The sequence below is a fragment of the Intrasporangium sp. genome (genome assembly GCF_032907665.1).
Lineage (GTDB): Bacteria > Actinomycetota > Actinomycetes > Actinomycetales > Dermatophilaceae > Intrasporangium.
Genome location: NZ_JAJJPG010000045.1, coordinates 11643 through 25303, shown reverse-complemented (window position 1 = coordinate 25303; position 13661 = coordinate 11643). Strand labels below are relative to the sequence as shown.

At 72.2% G+C, this 13661-nt stretch carries 11 protein-coding genes; all 11 read left to right on the top strand.

From position 1 onward, the window contains the following. Positions 1-3251: carbamoyl-phosphate synthase large subunit (carB, locus tag LOY02_RS08965; RefSeq protein ID WP_317182007.1), on the top strand; the 3251-nt coding region annotated here is incomplete at its 5' end. Beyond that, positions 3248-4162: a dihydroorotate dehydrogenase electron transfer subunit gene (locus LOY02_RS08960; RefSeq protein ID WP_317182006.1), complete on the top strand. Its 915-nt coding sequence runs from the start codon at positions 3248-3250 to the stop codon at positions 4160-4162. The genes carB and LOY02_RS08960, both read left to right, overlap by 4 nt. Continuing rightward, on the top strand, positions 4155-5105 hold the full coding sequence (locus LOY02_RS08955) for a dihydroorotate dehydrogenase (protein WP_317182005.1): 951 nt from the start codon (positions 4155-4157) through the stop codon (positions 5103-5105). The genes LOY02_RS08960 and LOY02_RS08955 overlap by 8 nt, the downstream gene beginning before the upstream one ends. After that, complete coding sequence (pyrF, locus tag LOY02_RS08950; protein ID WP_317182004.1) at positions 5102-5953, top strand: orotidine-5'-phosphate decarboxylase; 852 nt, start codon at positions 5102-5104, stop codon at positions 5951-5953. The genes LOY02_RS08955 and pyrF overlap by 4 nt, the downstream gene beginning before the upstream one ends. 228 nt (positions 5954-6181) lie before the next feature. Next, positions 6182-6499 carry an integration host factor, actinobacterial type gene (gene mihF / locus LOY02_RS08945; protein ID WP_317182003.1) on the top strand — a complete coding sequence of 106 codons (318 nt, stop codon included), beginning with the start codon at positions 6182-6184 and terminating at the stop codon, positions 6497-6499. Beyond that, a complete protein-coding gene (gene gmk, locus LOY02_RS08940) occupies positions 6496-7098 on the top strand; it encodes a guanylate kinase (protein WP_317182002.1) in 603 nt (200 codons plus the stop codon). Before mihF ends, gmk begins: the two co-directional genes overlap by 4 nt. Before the next feature lie 91 nt (positions 7099-7189). Further along, positions 7190-7453 (top strand): DNA-directed RNA polymerase subunit omega, encoded by a 264-nt coding sequence (gene rpoZ / locus LOY02_RS08935; protein ID WP_317182001.1) that lies wholly within the window; start codon positions 7190-7192, stop codon positions 7451-7453. A gap of 14 nt (positions 7454-7467) precedes the next feature. Beyond that, positions 7468-8796, top strand: a complete 1329-nt coding sequence (locus LOY02_RS08930; RefSeq protein ID WP_317182000.1) for a bifunctional phosphopantothenoylcysteine decarboxylase/phosphopantothenate synthase — start codon at positions 7468-7470, stop codon at positions 8794-8796. 51 nt (positions 8797-8847) lie between these two features. After that, positions 8848-10068: a methionine adenosyltransferase gene (gene metK, locus LOY02_RS08925; RefSeq protein ID WP_317181999.1), complete on the top strand. Its 1221-nt coding sequence runs from the start codon at positions 8848-8850 to the stop codon at positions 10066-10068. Positions 10069-10084: 16 nt separating this feature from the next. Beyond that, complete coding sequence (locus LOY02_RS08920) at positions 10085-12223, top strand: primosomal protein N' (RefSeq protein WP_317181998.1); 2139 nt, start codon at positions 10085-10087, stop codon at positions 12221-12223. Between the two features lie 56 nt (positions 12224-12279). Beyond that, the gene (locus LOY02_RS08915; RefSeq protein ID WP_317181997.1) at positions 12280-13536 is read left to right on the top strand and encodes a saccharopine dehydrogenase family protein; all 1257 of its coding nucleotides are present in this window, start codon (positions 12280-12282) and stop codon (positions 13534-13536) included. Positions 13537-13661 lie beyond the last annotated feature (125 nt).

Genomic DNA, 13661 nt, shown 5'->3' with positions numbered 1-13661 from the left:
GCCGCGTGCTGCGCGAGGAGGGCATCCGCGTCGTCCTCGTCAACAGCAACCCGGCGACCATCATGACCGACCCCGAGTTCGCCGACGCGACGTACGTCGAGCCGATCACGCCCGAGGTGGTCGAGGCGATCATCGCCAAGGAGCGGCCGGACGCGGTGCTCGCGACGCTCGGCGGGCAGACTGCCCTCAACTGCGCCATCGCCCTCCATGAGAACGGCGTCCTCGAGAAGTACGACTGCCCGCTCATCGGGGCGAACGTCGAGGCGATCCAGCTCGGGGAGGACCGCGAGAAGTTCAAGGGCGTCGTCGAGCGGTGCGGCGCGGAGTCGGCCAGGTCGATCATCTGCCACTCGATGGACGAGTGCCTCGCCGCAGCGGAGGACCTCCGGTATCCCGTCGTGGTCCGCCCGTCCTTCACCATGGGCGGTCTCGGCTCCGGCTTCGCCTACGACGAGGACGACCTCCGCCGGATCGCCGGTGCCGGACTGCAGTACTCGCCCGTGACCGAGGTGCTCCTCGAGGAGTCGATCCTCGGCTGGAAGGAGTACGAGCTCGAGGTCATGCGTGACCACCGGGACAATGTCGTTGTCGTGTGCTCGATCGAGAACCTCGACCCCATGGGTGTCCACACCGGTGACTCGATCACCGTCGCCCCGGCCCTGACCCTCACGGACCGGGAGTACCAGCGGCTACGGGACATCGGCATCGCGGTCATCCGCGAGGTCGGCGTCGACACCGGGGGCTGCAACATCCAGTTCGCCGTCAACCCGGAGGACGGCAGGGTCATCGTCATCGAGATGAACCCCCGGGTGTCCCGGTCCAGCGCACTCGCGTCGAAGGCGACCGGGTTCCCCATCGCCAAGATCGCGGCGAAGATGGCCATCGGCTACACCCTCGACGAGGTTCCCAACGACATCACGAAGGAGACGCCGGCGAGTTTCGAGCCGACACTCGACTACGTCGTCGTCAAGGTCCCACGCTTCGCCTTCGAGAAGTTCCCAGCAGCCGACCCGACCCTGACGACGACGATGAAGTCCGTCGGCGAGGCCATGGCGATCGGCCGCAACTTCACCGAGGCACTGCAGAAGGCGCTGCGTTCCCTCGAGAAGAAGGACGCGCCCTTCCACTGGACCGGTGAGGTGACCGAGGCGGCTGCCACCCGGATGCTCGAGCAGGCCAGGGTTCCGACGGACGGGCGGATCGTCCTCGTGCAGCAGGCGTTGCGCGGAGGGTGCACGGTCGAGGACGTCCATGCGGCCACCGGCATCGACCCGTGGTTCCTCGACCAGATCCAGCTGATCAACGACGTGGCCGAGATGCTCGCCACGGCCCCGACCCTGACGCCGGACCTGCTCCGACTCGTCAAGCGGCACGGCTTCAGCGACGCACAGATCGCCGCCGTGCGCGGCATGCCCGAAGCCGTCGTCCGAGGCGTGCGCCACGCCCTCGGCGTGCGTCCCGTCTACAAGACCGTCGACACCTGCGCCGCGGAGTTCGCTGCCACCACGCCGTACCACTACTCCTCCTACGACGAGGAGACCGAGGTGGCGCCGCGCGAACGACCCGCCGTCATCATCCTCGGCTCCGGCCCCAACCGGATCGGGCAGGGCGTCGAGTTCGACTACTCCTGCGTCCACGCCTCCTTCGCGCTCCGCGACGCCGGCTACGACAGCGTGATGGTCAACTGCAATCCCGAGACGGTGTCCACCGACTACGACACGAGCAGTCGGCTCTACTTCGAGCCGCTCACCCTCGAGGACGTGCTCGAGGTGATCCATGCCGAGGCGCAGGCCGGTCCCATCGCGGGGGTGATCGTCCAGCTCGGCGGCCAGACCCCTCTCGGCCTGGCCCAGGCTCTCTCCGACGAGGGAGTCCACATCGTCGGGACCTCACCCGGCGCGATCCACCTCGCGGAGGACCGCGGCGCGTTCGGACAGGTCCTGGCCCGCGCTGGGCTCATCGCGCCCAAGCACGGGACGGCGTTCAGCGCCGAGGAGGCCCTGGAGGTCGCTCGTGAGATCGGCTACCCGGTCCTCGTCCGGCCCTCGTACGTCCTCGGCGGGCGGGGCATGGTCATCGTCTACGACGACGACTCCCTCGTCACCTACGTCGAGAAGGCGACCGAGGCATCCCCGGAGCACCCCATCCTCGTGGACCGTTTCCTCGACGACGCGATCGAGATCGACGTGGATGCGCTCTTCGACGGCGAGGACCTCTACCTCGGCGGGATCATGGAGCACGTCGAGGAAGCCGGGATCCACTCGGGAGACAGCGCGTGCACCCTCCCGCCGGCCACCCTCGGCGACGCCGAGCTCGAGCGGGTCCGAGTCGCCACGCGCAAGCTTGCCGAAGGCATCGGGGTGCGAGGGTTGATGAACGTCCAGTTCGCCCTCGCCCAGGACATCCTCTACGTCATCGAGGCAAACCCGCGTGCGTCGCGGACCGTGCCCTTCGTGTCGAAGGCGACCGGTGTCGCGCTGGCCCGCGCAGCGTCTCGGGTCATGCTCGGCGCGACGATCCGCGAGCTGCGCGACGAGGGGATCCTGCCGCGTACCGGTGACGGGGGCTCCCTCCCGGACCATGCCCCGATCTCGTGCAAGGAGGCGGTGCTCCCGTTCAAGCGCTTCCGGACGCCGGAGGGGCTCGCCGTGGACTCCATCCTCGGTCCGGAAATGCGCTCGACCGGAGAGGTCATGGGGATCGACCGGGACTTCGGTGGCGCCTTCTCCAAGGCGCAGCTCGCGATCGGCGGCGGCCTGCCCCGGTCGGGTGCGATCTTCGTGTCCGTCGCCAACCGGGACAAGCGTGCGATGCTCTTCCCCGTCAAGCGCCTCGTCGACCTCGGCTTCACGATCCTCGCCACGGCGGGCACGGCCGCCGTCCTCAGACGCAACGGCATCGAGGCGACGCTCGTGCGCAAGCTCACGGAGCGAACGCGCGAGCACGAGGGCGAGAAGTCGATCGTCGAGCTCATCCAGGACGGCACCGTCCAGATGGTGGTCAACACGCCTTCCGGTCAGGACGCCCGCGCCGACGGCTACGCGATCCGGGCGGCCACGACGAGCGCGGACCTGCCGATCATCACGACCATCGCCACCCTGGCCGCCGCGGTGCTGGGCATCGAGTCGCACCTGACGGAGGACCTGCGAGTCACGTCGCTCCAGGAGCATGCCCGCGACCTGGACCTGCTCGGGCAGGCCGCGCGGCCCGCGGGGGACTCCACGCACGACGGGGCGGAGTCGCAGGTGTGACGGGGAGCGGCGACGACGCGACGCGGGTGGTCAGGAGGTCCCGGGTCACGCAGGAGAGAGGGGAGGTCATCGCCACGCGGCGCGCCGGCGCCTACCAGCACCTGACCCTCGTCGCACCGGGCATCGCCGGTCACGCGGCGCCGGGGCAGCTCGTCGCGGTCGCGGTCGGGGAGGGCGACCAGGCGCCGGCACTGCGCCGCCTCGTCCTCATCCACGAGGTCACCCCCAGCGGCACCTACGGCGGGACGGTGGAGCTCGTCGTCCACCCCCGCGATGCGGCCACCGCCTGGCTCGCCAGCCGACGACCCCACGACGGAGTGGATGTGGTCGGGCCGGTGGGCCGGGGCTTCCCGCTCCCGGTCGACTCGCTGCCCTGCGTCCTCGTCGCCGAGGGGCGCGGCAGCGGGCCTCTGCTCTGGCTGGCCCGGATCCTGCGGGCGCGCGGCTGCCGGGTCGAGATGGTTCTCGGCGCACCCAGCGAGGACCGGCTCCTCGGGGTCATCGAGGCGCGACGCCGGTGCGACGCGGCGATCGTGACGACCGCAGACGGCTCCGCAGGCCAACGTGGGCACCTCGTCGACGTCCTCCCTGAGGTCCTCGACCGCACCGGTGCCGCAGTGGTGTACGCCTGCGGTTCGCTTCCCGTGCTGCGGGCGACCGCGGCGGCGGCCGCGGAGCGGGGCGTGGTGAGCCAGCTGGCCATCGAGGGGCCCCCGGGGTGCGGCATCGGCGTGTGCCTCGGCTGCGTCGTGCCCATCACCGGGACCGACGACCAGACCCGTCTGGTCCGGACCTGCGTGGAGGGTCCGGTCCTGCGCGGCGACCGCCTGCGGTGGGACGCCTTCGTCGACGGCCACTGGCGGACACCACGCGACGCCGTCGCGGTCGGGTCAGGACCCGTCGGTGGCTGACCTCTCCGTCACCCTGGGCGGTCGCCGCCTGCGCAACGCGGTCATGACGGCGTCAGGTTGTGGCGGCAGCGGTCGGGAGCTGCACCGCTTCTTCGACGTGGCTGAGCTGGGGGCCGTGGTCACCCCGTCGGTGTCCCTCGCCCCGCGCGCGGGATGCGGCACGCCCCGACTCGTCGAGACGCCGTGCGGTGTCCTCTCCGACACGGGGCTGCCAGGCCCCGGTGTCACGGCCTTCGTTGCGCATGAGCTGCCGTGGCTCCGTGCCGTCGGGGCGACCGTGCTCCCGTCGGTCGCGGGCAGCAGCCCAGAGGAGTACGCCACCGTGTCGGCGGCGCTGAGTGCGAGCCCAGCCTTCGACTGCGCCATCGGCGTGGAGCTGAACCTCTCGGTCGCGAGTGCCGACGGGATCCCCTTCGACGAGGACGCGCTCGCCGCTGACGCCGTGGTCAGACGCGTCCGTGAGCGGCTGGGGGACGGCAGGGTCGTCATCGTCAAGCTCGCCGTCGACGCCCCCGATCTGGTGGCGGTCGCCGCCGCGTGCGTCAGGGCGGGTGCGGACGCGCTGACCATCGGCAACGGCGCTCGGGGGACGGCGGTCGGGCTCGCGCCAGAACCCTCGGCTGTCGTCAACGGACGGCTCTCGGGCCCTGCGGCCCGGACGCTTGCCGTCCGCGCGGTGTGGGAGGTCCACCGGGCCATGCGCGAGGGCCGCGTGCCCACCGTGCCGATCGTCGGCGTGGGAGGCGTGCGCTCGGGACGCGACGCGCTCGAGCTGATCACAGCCGGAGCCAGCGCGGTCCAAGTGGGCAGCGCGACGTTCGTCGACCCGCGCGCACCCGCGCGCGTTCGAGACGAGTTGTCCGACCTTCTCGACTCCACGGGCCACCGCGCCCTGGGCGAGGCCATCGCAACGGCGCACCGCCGCCAGGAGAGGAACTCATGACGACGACCTTCGGACGCCGGCTGGCAGCCGCGATGAGGAGGCACGGGCCGCTCTGCGCCGGCATCGACCCGCACCGGTCGCTCGTCGAGGCGTGGGGGCTGACCTACGACCTCGCAGGTCTGGAGCGCTTTGCCCTCACGTGCGTCGAGGCCTTCGCCGGCCGGGTCGCCGCGGTCAAGCCACAGTCCGCGTTCTTCGAGGTGTTCGGGAGCCGGGGGGTGGCGGTCCTCGAGCGCGTCCTCACGGAGCTGCGGGAGGCCGACACCGTGACGATCCTCGACGCCAAGCGAGGCGACATCGGATCGACGATGACGGCCTACGCCCACGCCTACCTCGGTCGCGAGGCGCCTGCCCGCGCCGACGCCTTCACCGTCAGCCCCTACCTCGGCTACGAGTCGCTGCGCCCCGCCCTCGACCTCGCCCGAGAGACGGAACGGGGCGTGTTCGTGCTCGCCCTGACGTCGAACCCCGAGGGGGCGGGAGTGCAGCACGCGCGCCGTGGCGACACCTCGGTGGCGGCGTCGATGGTGCTCGGCGCCGCGGCCGACAACGCGGCGGCACGTGCCAACGGAGAGCTCGGTCACGTGGGCCTCGTGGTGGGAGCGACGGTGGGCACCGCGGTCCGAGACCTCGACCTCGACCTGCGTGCGGCAGCCACGCCGATCCTGGCCCCGGGATACGGCGCCCAGGGCGGCGACGTGGCTGCGCTGGAGAAGACCTTCGGGGCGGCCCGTGGCCAGGTGCTCGCCGCGTCGAGCCGGGACATCCTCACCGCCGGCCCCGAGCCCCACCGGCTCGTCGACCGGGTCCAGCGCAGCGCCGAGACCCTCCTCGCGTGGGCCGGCTGAGCCGACCCCTCGCGTGGCACCGGACAGGCACCCAGCCAAGGCACCCAGCCAAGGCACCCAGCCAAGGCACCCAGCCAAGGGACCCAAGACAGGCAGCCGTGCGCGCGACCAGTCACGCAACACCGGCCCGCGTTGCACGGGCGCCGTCGGGCTCGCTAGGTTCGGCGCTGACCCCTGTCACCGCTACCGGCGAGGCACCAGGCGTGCCCAGCGAGGAGACTTCACACCGTGGCCCTTCCACCGCTCACCCCTGAAGAGCGCGCTGCTGCCCTCGCGAAGGCCGCCGCCGCACGTCGGGAGCGAGCAGCCGTCAAGAACCGCCTCAAGTACTCCAGCGGCTCGCTCGCCGAGGTCATCGAGGACGGCAAGGTCGACCCTGTCATCGGCAAGATGAAGGTGACCGAGCTGCTCGAGTCCATGCCCGGCGTCGGCCGCGTCCGCGCGAAGGCGATCATGGCGGAGGTGGGCATCGCCGAGTCCCGGCGCGTCCGTGGGCTGGGGGCCAACCAGATCGCTGCGCTGTTGCGGCGGTTCGAGCGACCGTGACGCCCCCCTCCGAGACGGGGACGGAGCCCCGACGGCTCGGGCGCCTCACGGTCCTCGCCGGACCGACCGCGGTCGGGAAGGGGACCATCGCCGCGTACGTCCGAACCCACTTCCCCGGGGTCTGGTTCTCGGTGTCGATGACGACGCGCCAACCTCGTCCCGGTGAGGTCGACGGCGTCCACTACCACTTCGTCGACGACCAGGAGTTCGACCGGCTCGTCGCAGCAGGGGAGTTCCTCGAGCACGCCGTCGTCCACGGCGCCGCAAAGTACGGCACCCCCCGCGGGCCGGTCGAGCGAGCGATCCGCGAGGGCAGGGACGCCCTGCTGGAGATCGACCTCCAGGGGGCACGCCAGGTCCGGGAGACGTGGCCCGACGCGCTCTTCGTCTTCCTCGAGCCGCCGAACTGGGAGGAGCTCGTCCGCCGGCTCGTCGGGCGGGGCACCGAGGACGAGGCGGAGCGGGACCGCCGTCTGGCGACCGCGCGGGCCGAGCTGGCGGCGCGCGAGGAGTTCGACGAGGTCATCGTCAACGACGACGTTCGGCGCGCGAGCGAAGAACTCGTATCATTGATGAGATCGGGACGCTCCGGACGGTGAGTCCCGATGGTGTCGTGTGCCGTCGTGGCGGCGCGGCCAGACCCTCAACGCAACGAACCCCACGCAACGAACCCAACGAAACGAGATCACTGTGTCCGGTACCCAGGCAGCTCCCATCGGCATCACCAACCCGCCGATCGATGACCTCCTGACCGCCGCCGACTCGAAGTACGCCCTCGTCATCTACGCCGCCAAGCGGGCCCGTCAGATCAACGCGTACTACTCCCAGCTCCAGGAGGGCCTGCTCGACTACGTCGGTCCCCTCGTCGAGACCGAGGTCCACGAGAAGCCGCTGTCGATCGCGCTCCGCGAGATCAACGACGGCCTGCTCACCTCCGAGCCGACCGAGGCCTGAGGCGGCCCCGGCCGATGCGCGTCGTCCTCGGTGTGAGCGGCGGCATCGCCGCCTACAAGGCGTGTTCGCTGCTTCGCCTCTTCACCGAGAGCGGGCACGACGTGACGGTCGTGCCGACTGCCGCAGCCCTCTCCTTCGTCGGCGCGCCGACGTGGGCGGCCCTGTCCGGCAAGCCGGTCAGCACCGACGTCTGGACGCGCGTGCACGAGGTGCCCCACGTGCGCATCGGGCAGACGGCTGACGTCGTCGTCGTCGCCCCGGCGACCGCGGACCTGCTCGCGAAGGCTGCGCACGGCCTCGCCGACGACCTGCTCACCAACACGCTGCTCACGGCGCGCTGTCCCGTCGTCGTCGCACCAGCGATGCACACCGAGATGTGGCTGCACCCGGCGACGCAGGCCAACGTCGCGATCCTTCGCGAGCGCGGCGTCCACGTCATCGACCCCGCTGAGGGCCGCCTCACCGGCCAGGACTCCGGCCCCGGACGCCTTCCCGAACCCGAGCAGCTGTATGCCGCTGTGCTCGCCGTCCTGGGCGAGCCCGGTTCCGCTCCTGCCGGGTCGTCCGCCTCCGCAGGTTCCCTCGCGCCTGCCGTGCCCGCCGACGCAGACGGACGGGAGGGCGCCGACCGCGCCGGGTCACGGGAACCCGGCTCAGCGGCATACGACCGGCTCAACGGCCTGAAGGTGGTCGTGTCCGCCGGCGGCACGCGGGAGCCGCTCGACCCCGTGCGCTACCTCGGCAACCGCTCCTCCGGCAAGCAGGGCCTCGCGATCGCGCGTGCTGCTGTGGCCCGCGGCGCCGCGGTGACCCTCGTCGCGGCGAACGTGGCGCTGCCCACGCCGGAGGGAGCCACCGTCGTCCCGGTGGGGACCACGATCGAGATGCAGGAGGCGGTGGCCGCGGCGGCGGCCGACGCCGACGTCGTCATCATGGCGGCCGCCCCCGCCGACTTCCGGCCGATGACGACGAGCGACAGCAAGATCAAGAAGGCGAAGGACGGGGGCGCTCTGCGCGTCGAGCTCGTCGAGAACCCCGACATCGTCCGGGGCCTCGTCGAGGACCGGGCCCGGCGCGGGTCCTCCCGACCCGTCATCGTCAGCTTCGCCGCTGAGACGGGGGACACCGCGATGTCGGTGCTGGAGCATGCGCGCGAGAAGTTCGCCCGCAAGGGCAGCGACCTCCAGGTGACCAACGAGGTCGGTTTCGACAAGACCTTCGGCCAGGACGACAACACGGTGCACCTGCTCACGCGTGGCGAGGACGCGGTGCGGACCGTCGGCCCGGCATCGAAGGACGTCGTCGCCGAGGCGGTGCTGGACGCCGTCGTGGACCTGCTCTGACGCACGGCTAAACTCGCCGTCACCGCACCCACGTCAAGCCAGGGAGCCCACGTGTCCGCACGCCTCTTCACGTCCGAGTCCGTCACCGAGGGACACCCGGACAAGATCTGCGACCAGATCAGTGACTCCATCCTCGATGCGATGCTCGCCGAGGACGCCCAGGCCCGCGTCGCCGTCGAGACGTTGGTCACCACGGGACTGGTCCACGTCGCCGGCGAGGTGTCGACGACCGGCTACGTCGAGATTCCACGGATCGTGCGCGAGACCATCCTGCGGGTCGGCTACGACGGGTCCCAGAAGGGCTTCGACGGACGGACCTGCGGCGTGTCGGTGTCCATCGGCGCCCAGTCGCCCGACATCGCTCAGGGCGTGGACACGGCCCACGAGAGCCGCCAGGGCGGGCTCGACCCGATGGACAAGCAGGGCGCCGGTGACCAGGGACTGATGTTCGGCTACGCCTGCGACGACACCCCCGAGCTCATGCCGCTGCCGATCTTCCTCGCCCACCGCCTCGCGGAGCGACTGACGCAGGTGCGCAAGAGCGGCGAGCTGGCCTACCTCCGCCCCGACGGCAAGACCCAGGTCACCATCGCCTACGACGGTGACCGTGCCGTCCGCCTCGACACCGTCGTCCTGTCGACGCAGCACGCTCCTGACGTGTCGCTCGAGGGCATGCTCGAGCCGGACGTCAGGGAGCACGTCATCGGGCCGGTGCTCGAGGAGCTGCGGGCCGGAGGGAGTGACCTCGACGTGTCGGCCTACCGCTCATTGATCAACCCGACCGGCCGCTTCGAGATCGGCGGCCCCATGGGAGACGCCGGCCTCACCGGGCGCAAGATCATCGTCGACACCTACGGCGGCATGGCGCGGCACGGCGGCGGGGCCTTCTCGGGCAAGGACCCGAGCAAGGTCGACCGCTCGGGGGCCTATGCGATGCGGTGGGTCGCCAAGAACGTCGTGGCCGCAGGACTGGCCCGCCGCTGTGAGGTGCAGGTCGCGTATGCCATCGGCAAGGCGCAGCCGGTCGGCCTCTACATCGAGACCTTCGGCACCGAGACGGTGCCCGTCGACAGGATCCAGGACGCGATCGGCATGGTCTTCGACCTGCGCCCTGCCGCCATTGTCGATGCGCTCGACCTGCTGCGCCCCATCTACGCGCCGACGGCCGCCTACGGTCACTTCGGCCGGACCAAGGCCGACGGCGTCGAGAACGCCTTCACGTGGGAGCGCACGGATCGGATCGAGGAGCTGCTCGCTGCCGTCTCCGGCTGACACTAGATTCGCCCTCGTGGGCGATGACCTCAACGACAACGTGCAGCGACCGGCCCAGCGTGGGCCGGTCGCTGCCGTCGTCGTCGACACGCCCTTGCCCCACCTGGACCGCGTCTTCGAGTACGCCGTCCCCGACGAGCTCTCAGCCGACGCAGTGCCCGGCGCGCGGGTGCGGGTGCGATTCGCCGGGCGGGATCTCGAGGGCTTCATCGTGGAGCGACGCGAGACCGCGGAGCACGAGGGCCGCCTGACCGCGGTGCGCAAGGTCGTCAGCCCCGAACCGGTGCTGACCCCCGAGATCCACGCGCTCTGCCGGGCCGTGGCCGATCGCTACGCGGGCACCCTCAGCGACGTCCTGCGCCTCGCCGTGCCGAAGCGGCACGCCACCGCGGAGCGGACCCTCCCGCTCCTCCCGCCCGGCGAGGACATCGCGGCGAGTGCGACAGACCGGGCAGCGACGGGGGAGCCCGGCAGCGCCGACCCGCTCGATGTGCCGCCCGGTCCGTGGTCTGCGTATCCCGCCGGCCCGGCGTGGCTGCGGCGGGTCGCCGGTGGGCAGGCCCCCGCCGCCGCGTGGACCGCCCTGCCCAGCCGATCGCCCGACGAGGACTGGCCCGAGGCCATCGCAGTGGCCGTGGCCGCCGCCCTCGCAGGAGGACGGGGGGCGGTCGTGGTGGTACCCGACCACCGCGATGTCGACCGCCTCGATGCTGCGCTGGTCCGGGTCCTCGGGCGCGGCCGGCACGTCCGCCTCACCGCCGACCAAGGTCCACAGGCGCGCTACACCGCGTGGCTCAAGGTGCGTCGGGGCCACGTCAGGGTCGCGATCGGGACGCGTGCCGCGGCCTTCGCCCCCGTGCACGATCTCGGTCTCGTCGCATGGTGGGACGACGGCGACGACCTGCTCTCCGAGCCCCGAGCGCCCTACCACCACACCGGGGTCGTGCTCGCGTTGCGCGCGGAGCAGGTTAGCGCCGCCCTGCTCGCCGGGGGCTTCGTGCGCAGCCTGCGCCTCGAGGCCGAGATCGAGGCGGGCCGGGTCGTCCCGGTGAGTGCGGACCGCGCTGTCGCCCGCGCGGCAGCGCCGCGCGTCGTCGTCGCGGGCGAGGGGCTCGACGAGGAGCGTGACGGCCCCGCCGCCCGGGCACACCTTCCGTCGCACGCCTGGCGGGTGGCCAAGGACGCCCTGCGTGACGGCCCCGTCCTCGTCCAGGTGCCACGCCGTGGCTACCAACCGGCCCTGAGCTGCCAGGACTGCAGGGCCCCGGTGCGGTGCCCACGATGCCAGGGCCCGGTGGCCGTCGGCTCCTCAGGGGCGCCGCCCCGCTGCCGCTGGTGCGGCTTGGGGCTGGGGAGGGCCGGCTTCGAGTGCCAGTCCTGTGGCTCCTCGCGGCTGCGGGCGACGGTCACCGGCTCGCGACGAACCGCAGAGGAGATCGGGCGATCGCTGCCCGGCCACCCGGTTCACACGTCCGGGTCCGGACAGGTGCTCGCGACGGTTGCGGCGGAGCCTGCCCTCGTCATTGCCACCCCGGGCGCCGAACCGGTCGCCGAGGGGGGCTATGCGGCCGTCCTGCTCCTCGACGCCTGGGCGAGCCTCGACCTCCCGGTGCTCGACGCGCCGCTCGAGTCGCTGCGCCGCTGGATGGCGGCGGCCGCGCTGGTCCGTCCCGGCCGGACCGTCGTCCTCGCCGGCGCCCCACCAGGGGTCACGCTGCCTGCGATCGAGGCCCTGGTGCGCTGGGACCCGGCCTGGTTGGCTGCCCGTGAGCTGTCCGAGCGGCGGGAGCTGGGACTGCCACCTGCGGTGCGGATGGCGCAGCTGGTCTCGAGCCGGGAGGCGCTGGAGGCGGCCCTGTCCCAGCTCGACCTTCCCCCGGCGGCCCAGGTGCTTGGTCCGATGCCGCTCGACGCCTGGGTCCACCCAGGAGCACCTGCAGGACCGTCGGCGCCCTCGCCGGGACCTCACTCCGCGTCCCCGGCCGAGGCCGACGGCGCCGAGGTGAGACGCCCGAGCTGGCACGCGCTCCTCCGCGCCCCCCTCGAGTCGACGCAGGAGCTGACGCACGCGCTCGCCGCCCTGCGGTCCTTCCGGTCCGCCCGCAAGGAGCCCGACAGCGTGACCGTCCGCGTCGACCCCGTGGACGGCTGGTAGGCGGCAGCTGCGGGGGCTGGGCGGTGGGACCGTTCACGGCATGGCACAGTGTCGGCATGGTGACGCGGGAGCTCGACATCGTCCTCTTCGGCGCAACAGGATTCGTGGGCGCCCTGACCGCACGCCACCTCGCGAGCAATGCGGGCCACGCCCGGATCGGCATCGCGGGACGCTCGACGGCTCGACTCGAGGCGCTCCGTGGCGACCTTGGTGCCGCTGCAGCCGGCTGGGAGGTCATCGAGGTGGACGCCCAGGACTCAGCCGGGCTGCGCGACCTCGCCCGTCGCACCGTCGTCCTCGCGACCACCGTCGGCCCCTACGCCGTTCACGGCAAGGACGTGGCCAGGGCCTGTGCCGAGGAGGGCACCCACTACGCCGACCTCACCGGCGAGGTCCTCTTCGTCCGCTGGTCGGTCGACGAGCTGTCCGAGCCGGCAGCACGGTCGGGCGCCCGGATCGTCCACGCGTGTGGATACGACTCGGTCCCGTCGGACCTGGGCGTCATGCTGCTGGCCAACCGCGCCGCCGCGGACCACCAGGGGACGCTCGGCGACACCATCCTCGCGGTGAAGTCCGCCAAGGGCGGGTTCAGCGGAGGCACCGTTGACTCCGCCCGTCGACAGGCGATCGCCGCACGGGAGGACGCCGGGGTCCGTCGTGTGCTCCGCGATCCCTACGCCCTCAGCCCGCGCCGAGGTGAAGAGCCGAAGGGGGGGTCCCGTCGGCCGGGCGGTGCCGCCGGACTGCTGCGCAAGCTCATGCCGGTGGAACGGCACCCCGAGACGGGGCGCTGGAACGGCCCGTTCGTCATGGCCGGTTTCAACACCCGCATCGTCCGGCTGTCGAACACGTTGACGGACTGGTCCTACGGTCGGGACTTCCGGTATCGGGAGGTCGTCGACTTCGGGTCCGGACCCCTGTCGCCCGTCCTCGCCGGCGGCATGGCCATCGGACTCACGGGCGGGCTTGCCGGACTCTCGTGGGGGCCGACGCGCGCGGTCCTCGACCGATTCCTGCCCAAGCCGGGGCAGGGGCCGAGCGAGGGTCGGATGGCGCAGGGGCGGTTCGCCATGGAGATCCGCACGACGACCTCGACGGGGGCCAGATACGTCGCGCGGGTCGCCGCCCCCTTCGACCCCGGATACACCGGGACCGCCGTCATGCTCGGGGAGAGCGCCCTCGCCCTGGCCATGGACGACGACCGCCTGCCCGACCGGGCCGGGGTGCTCACACCGGCAACGGCGCTCGGCGAGGTCCTCGTCGACCGCCTGCGCACGCAGGGCTTCACCTTCGAGGTCGAGCGGGCGTCCTGAGCGCGCGCTCGTGGGCCACTCGAGCGGGCGGGGTGTGCGTTTGGGGCCACTCGACCGGGGGGGTGCGTTTGGGGCCACTCGACCGGGCGGGGTGTGCGTTTGGGGCCACTCGACCGGGCGGGGGT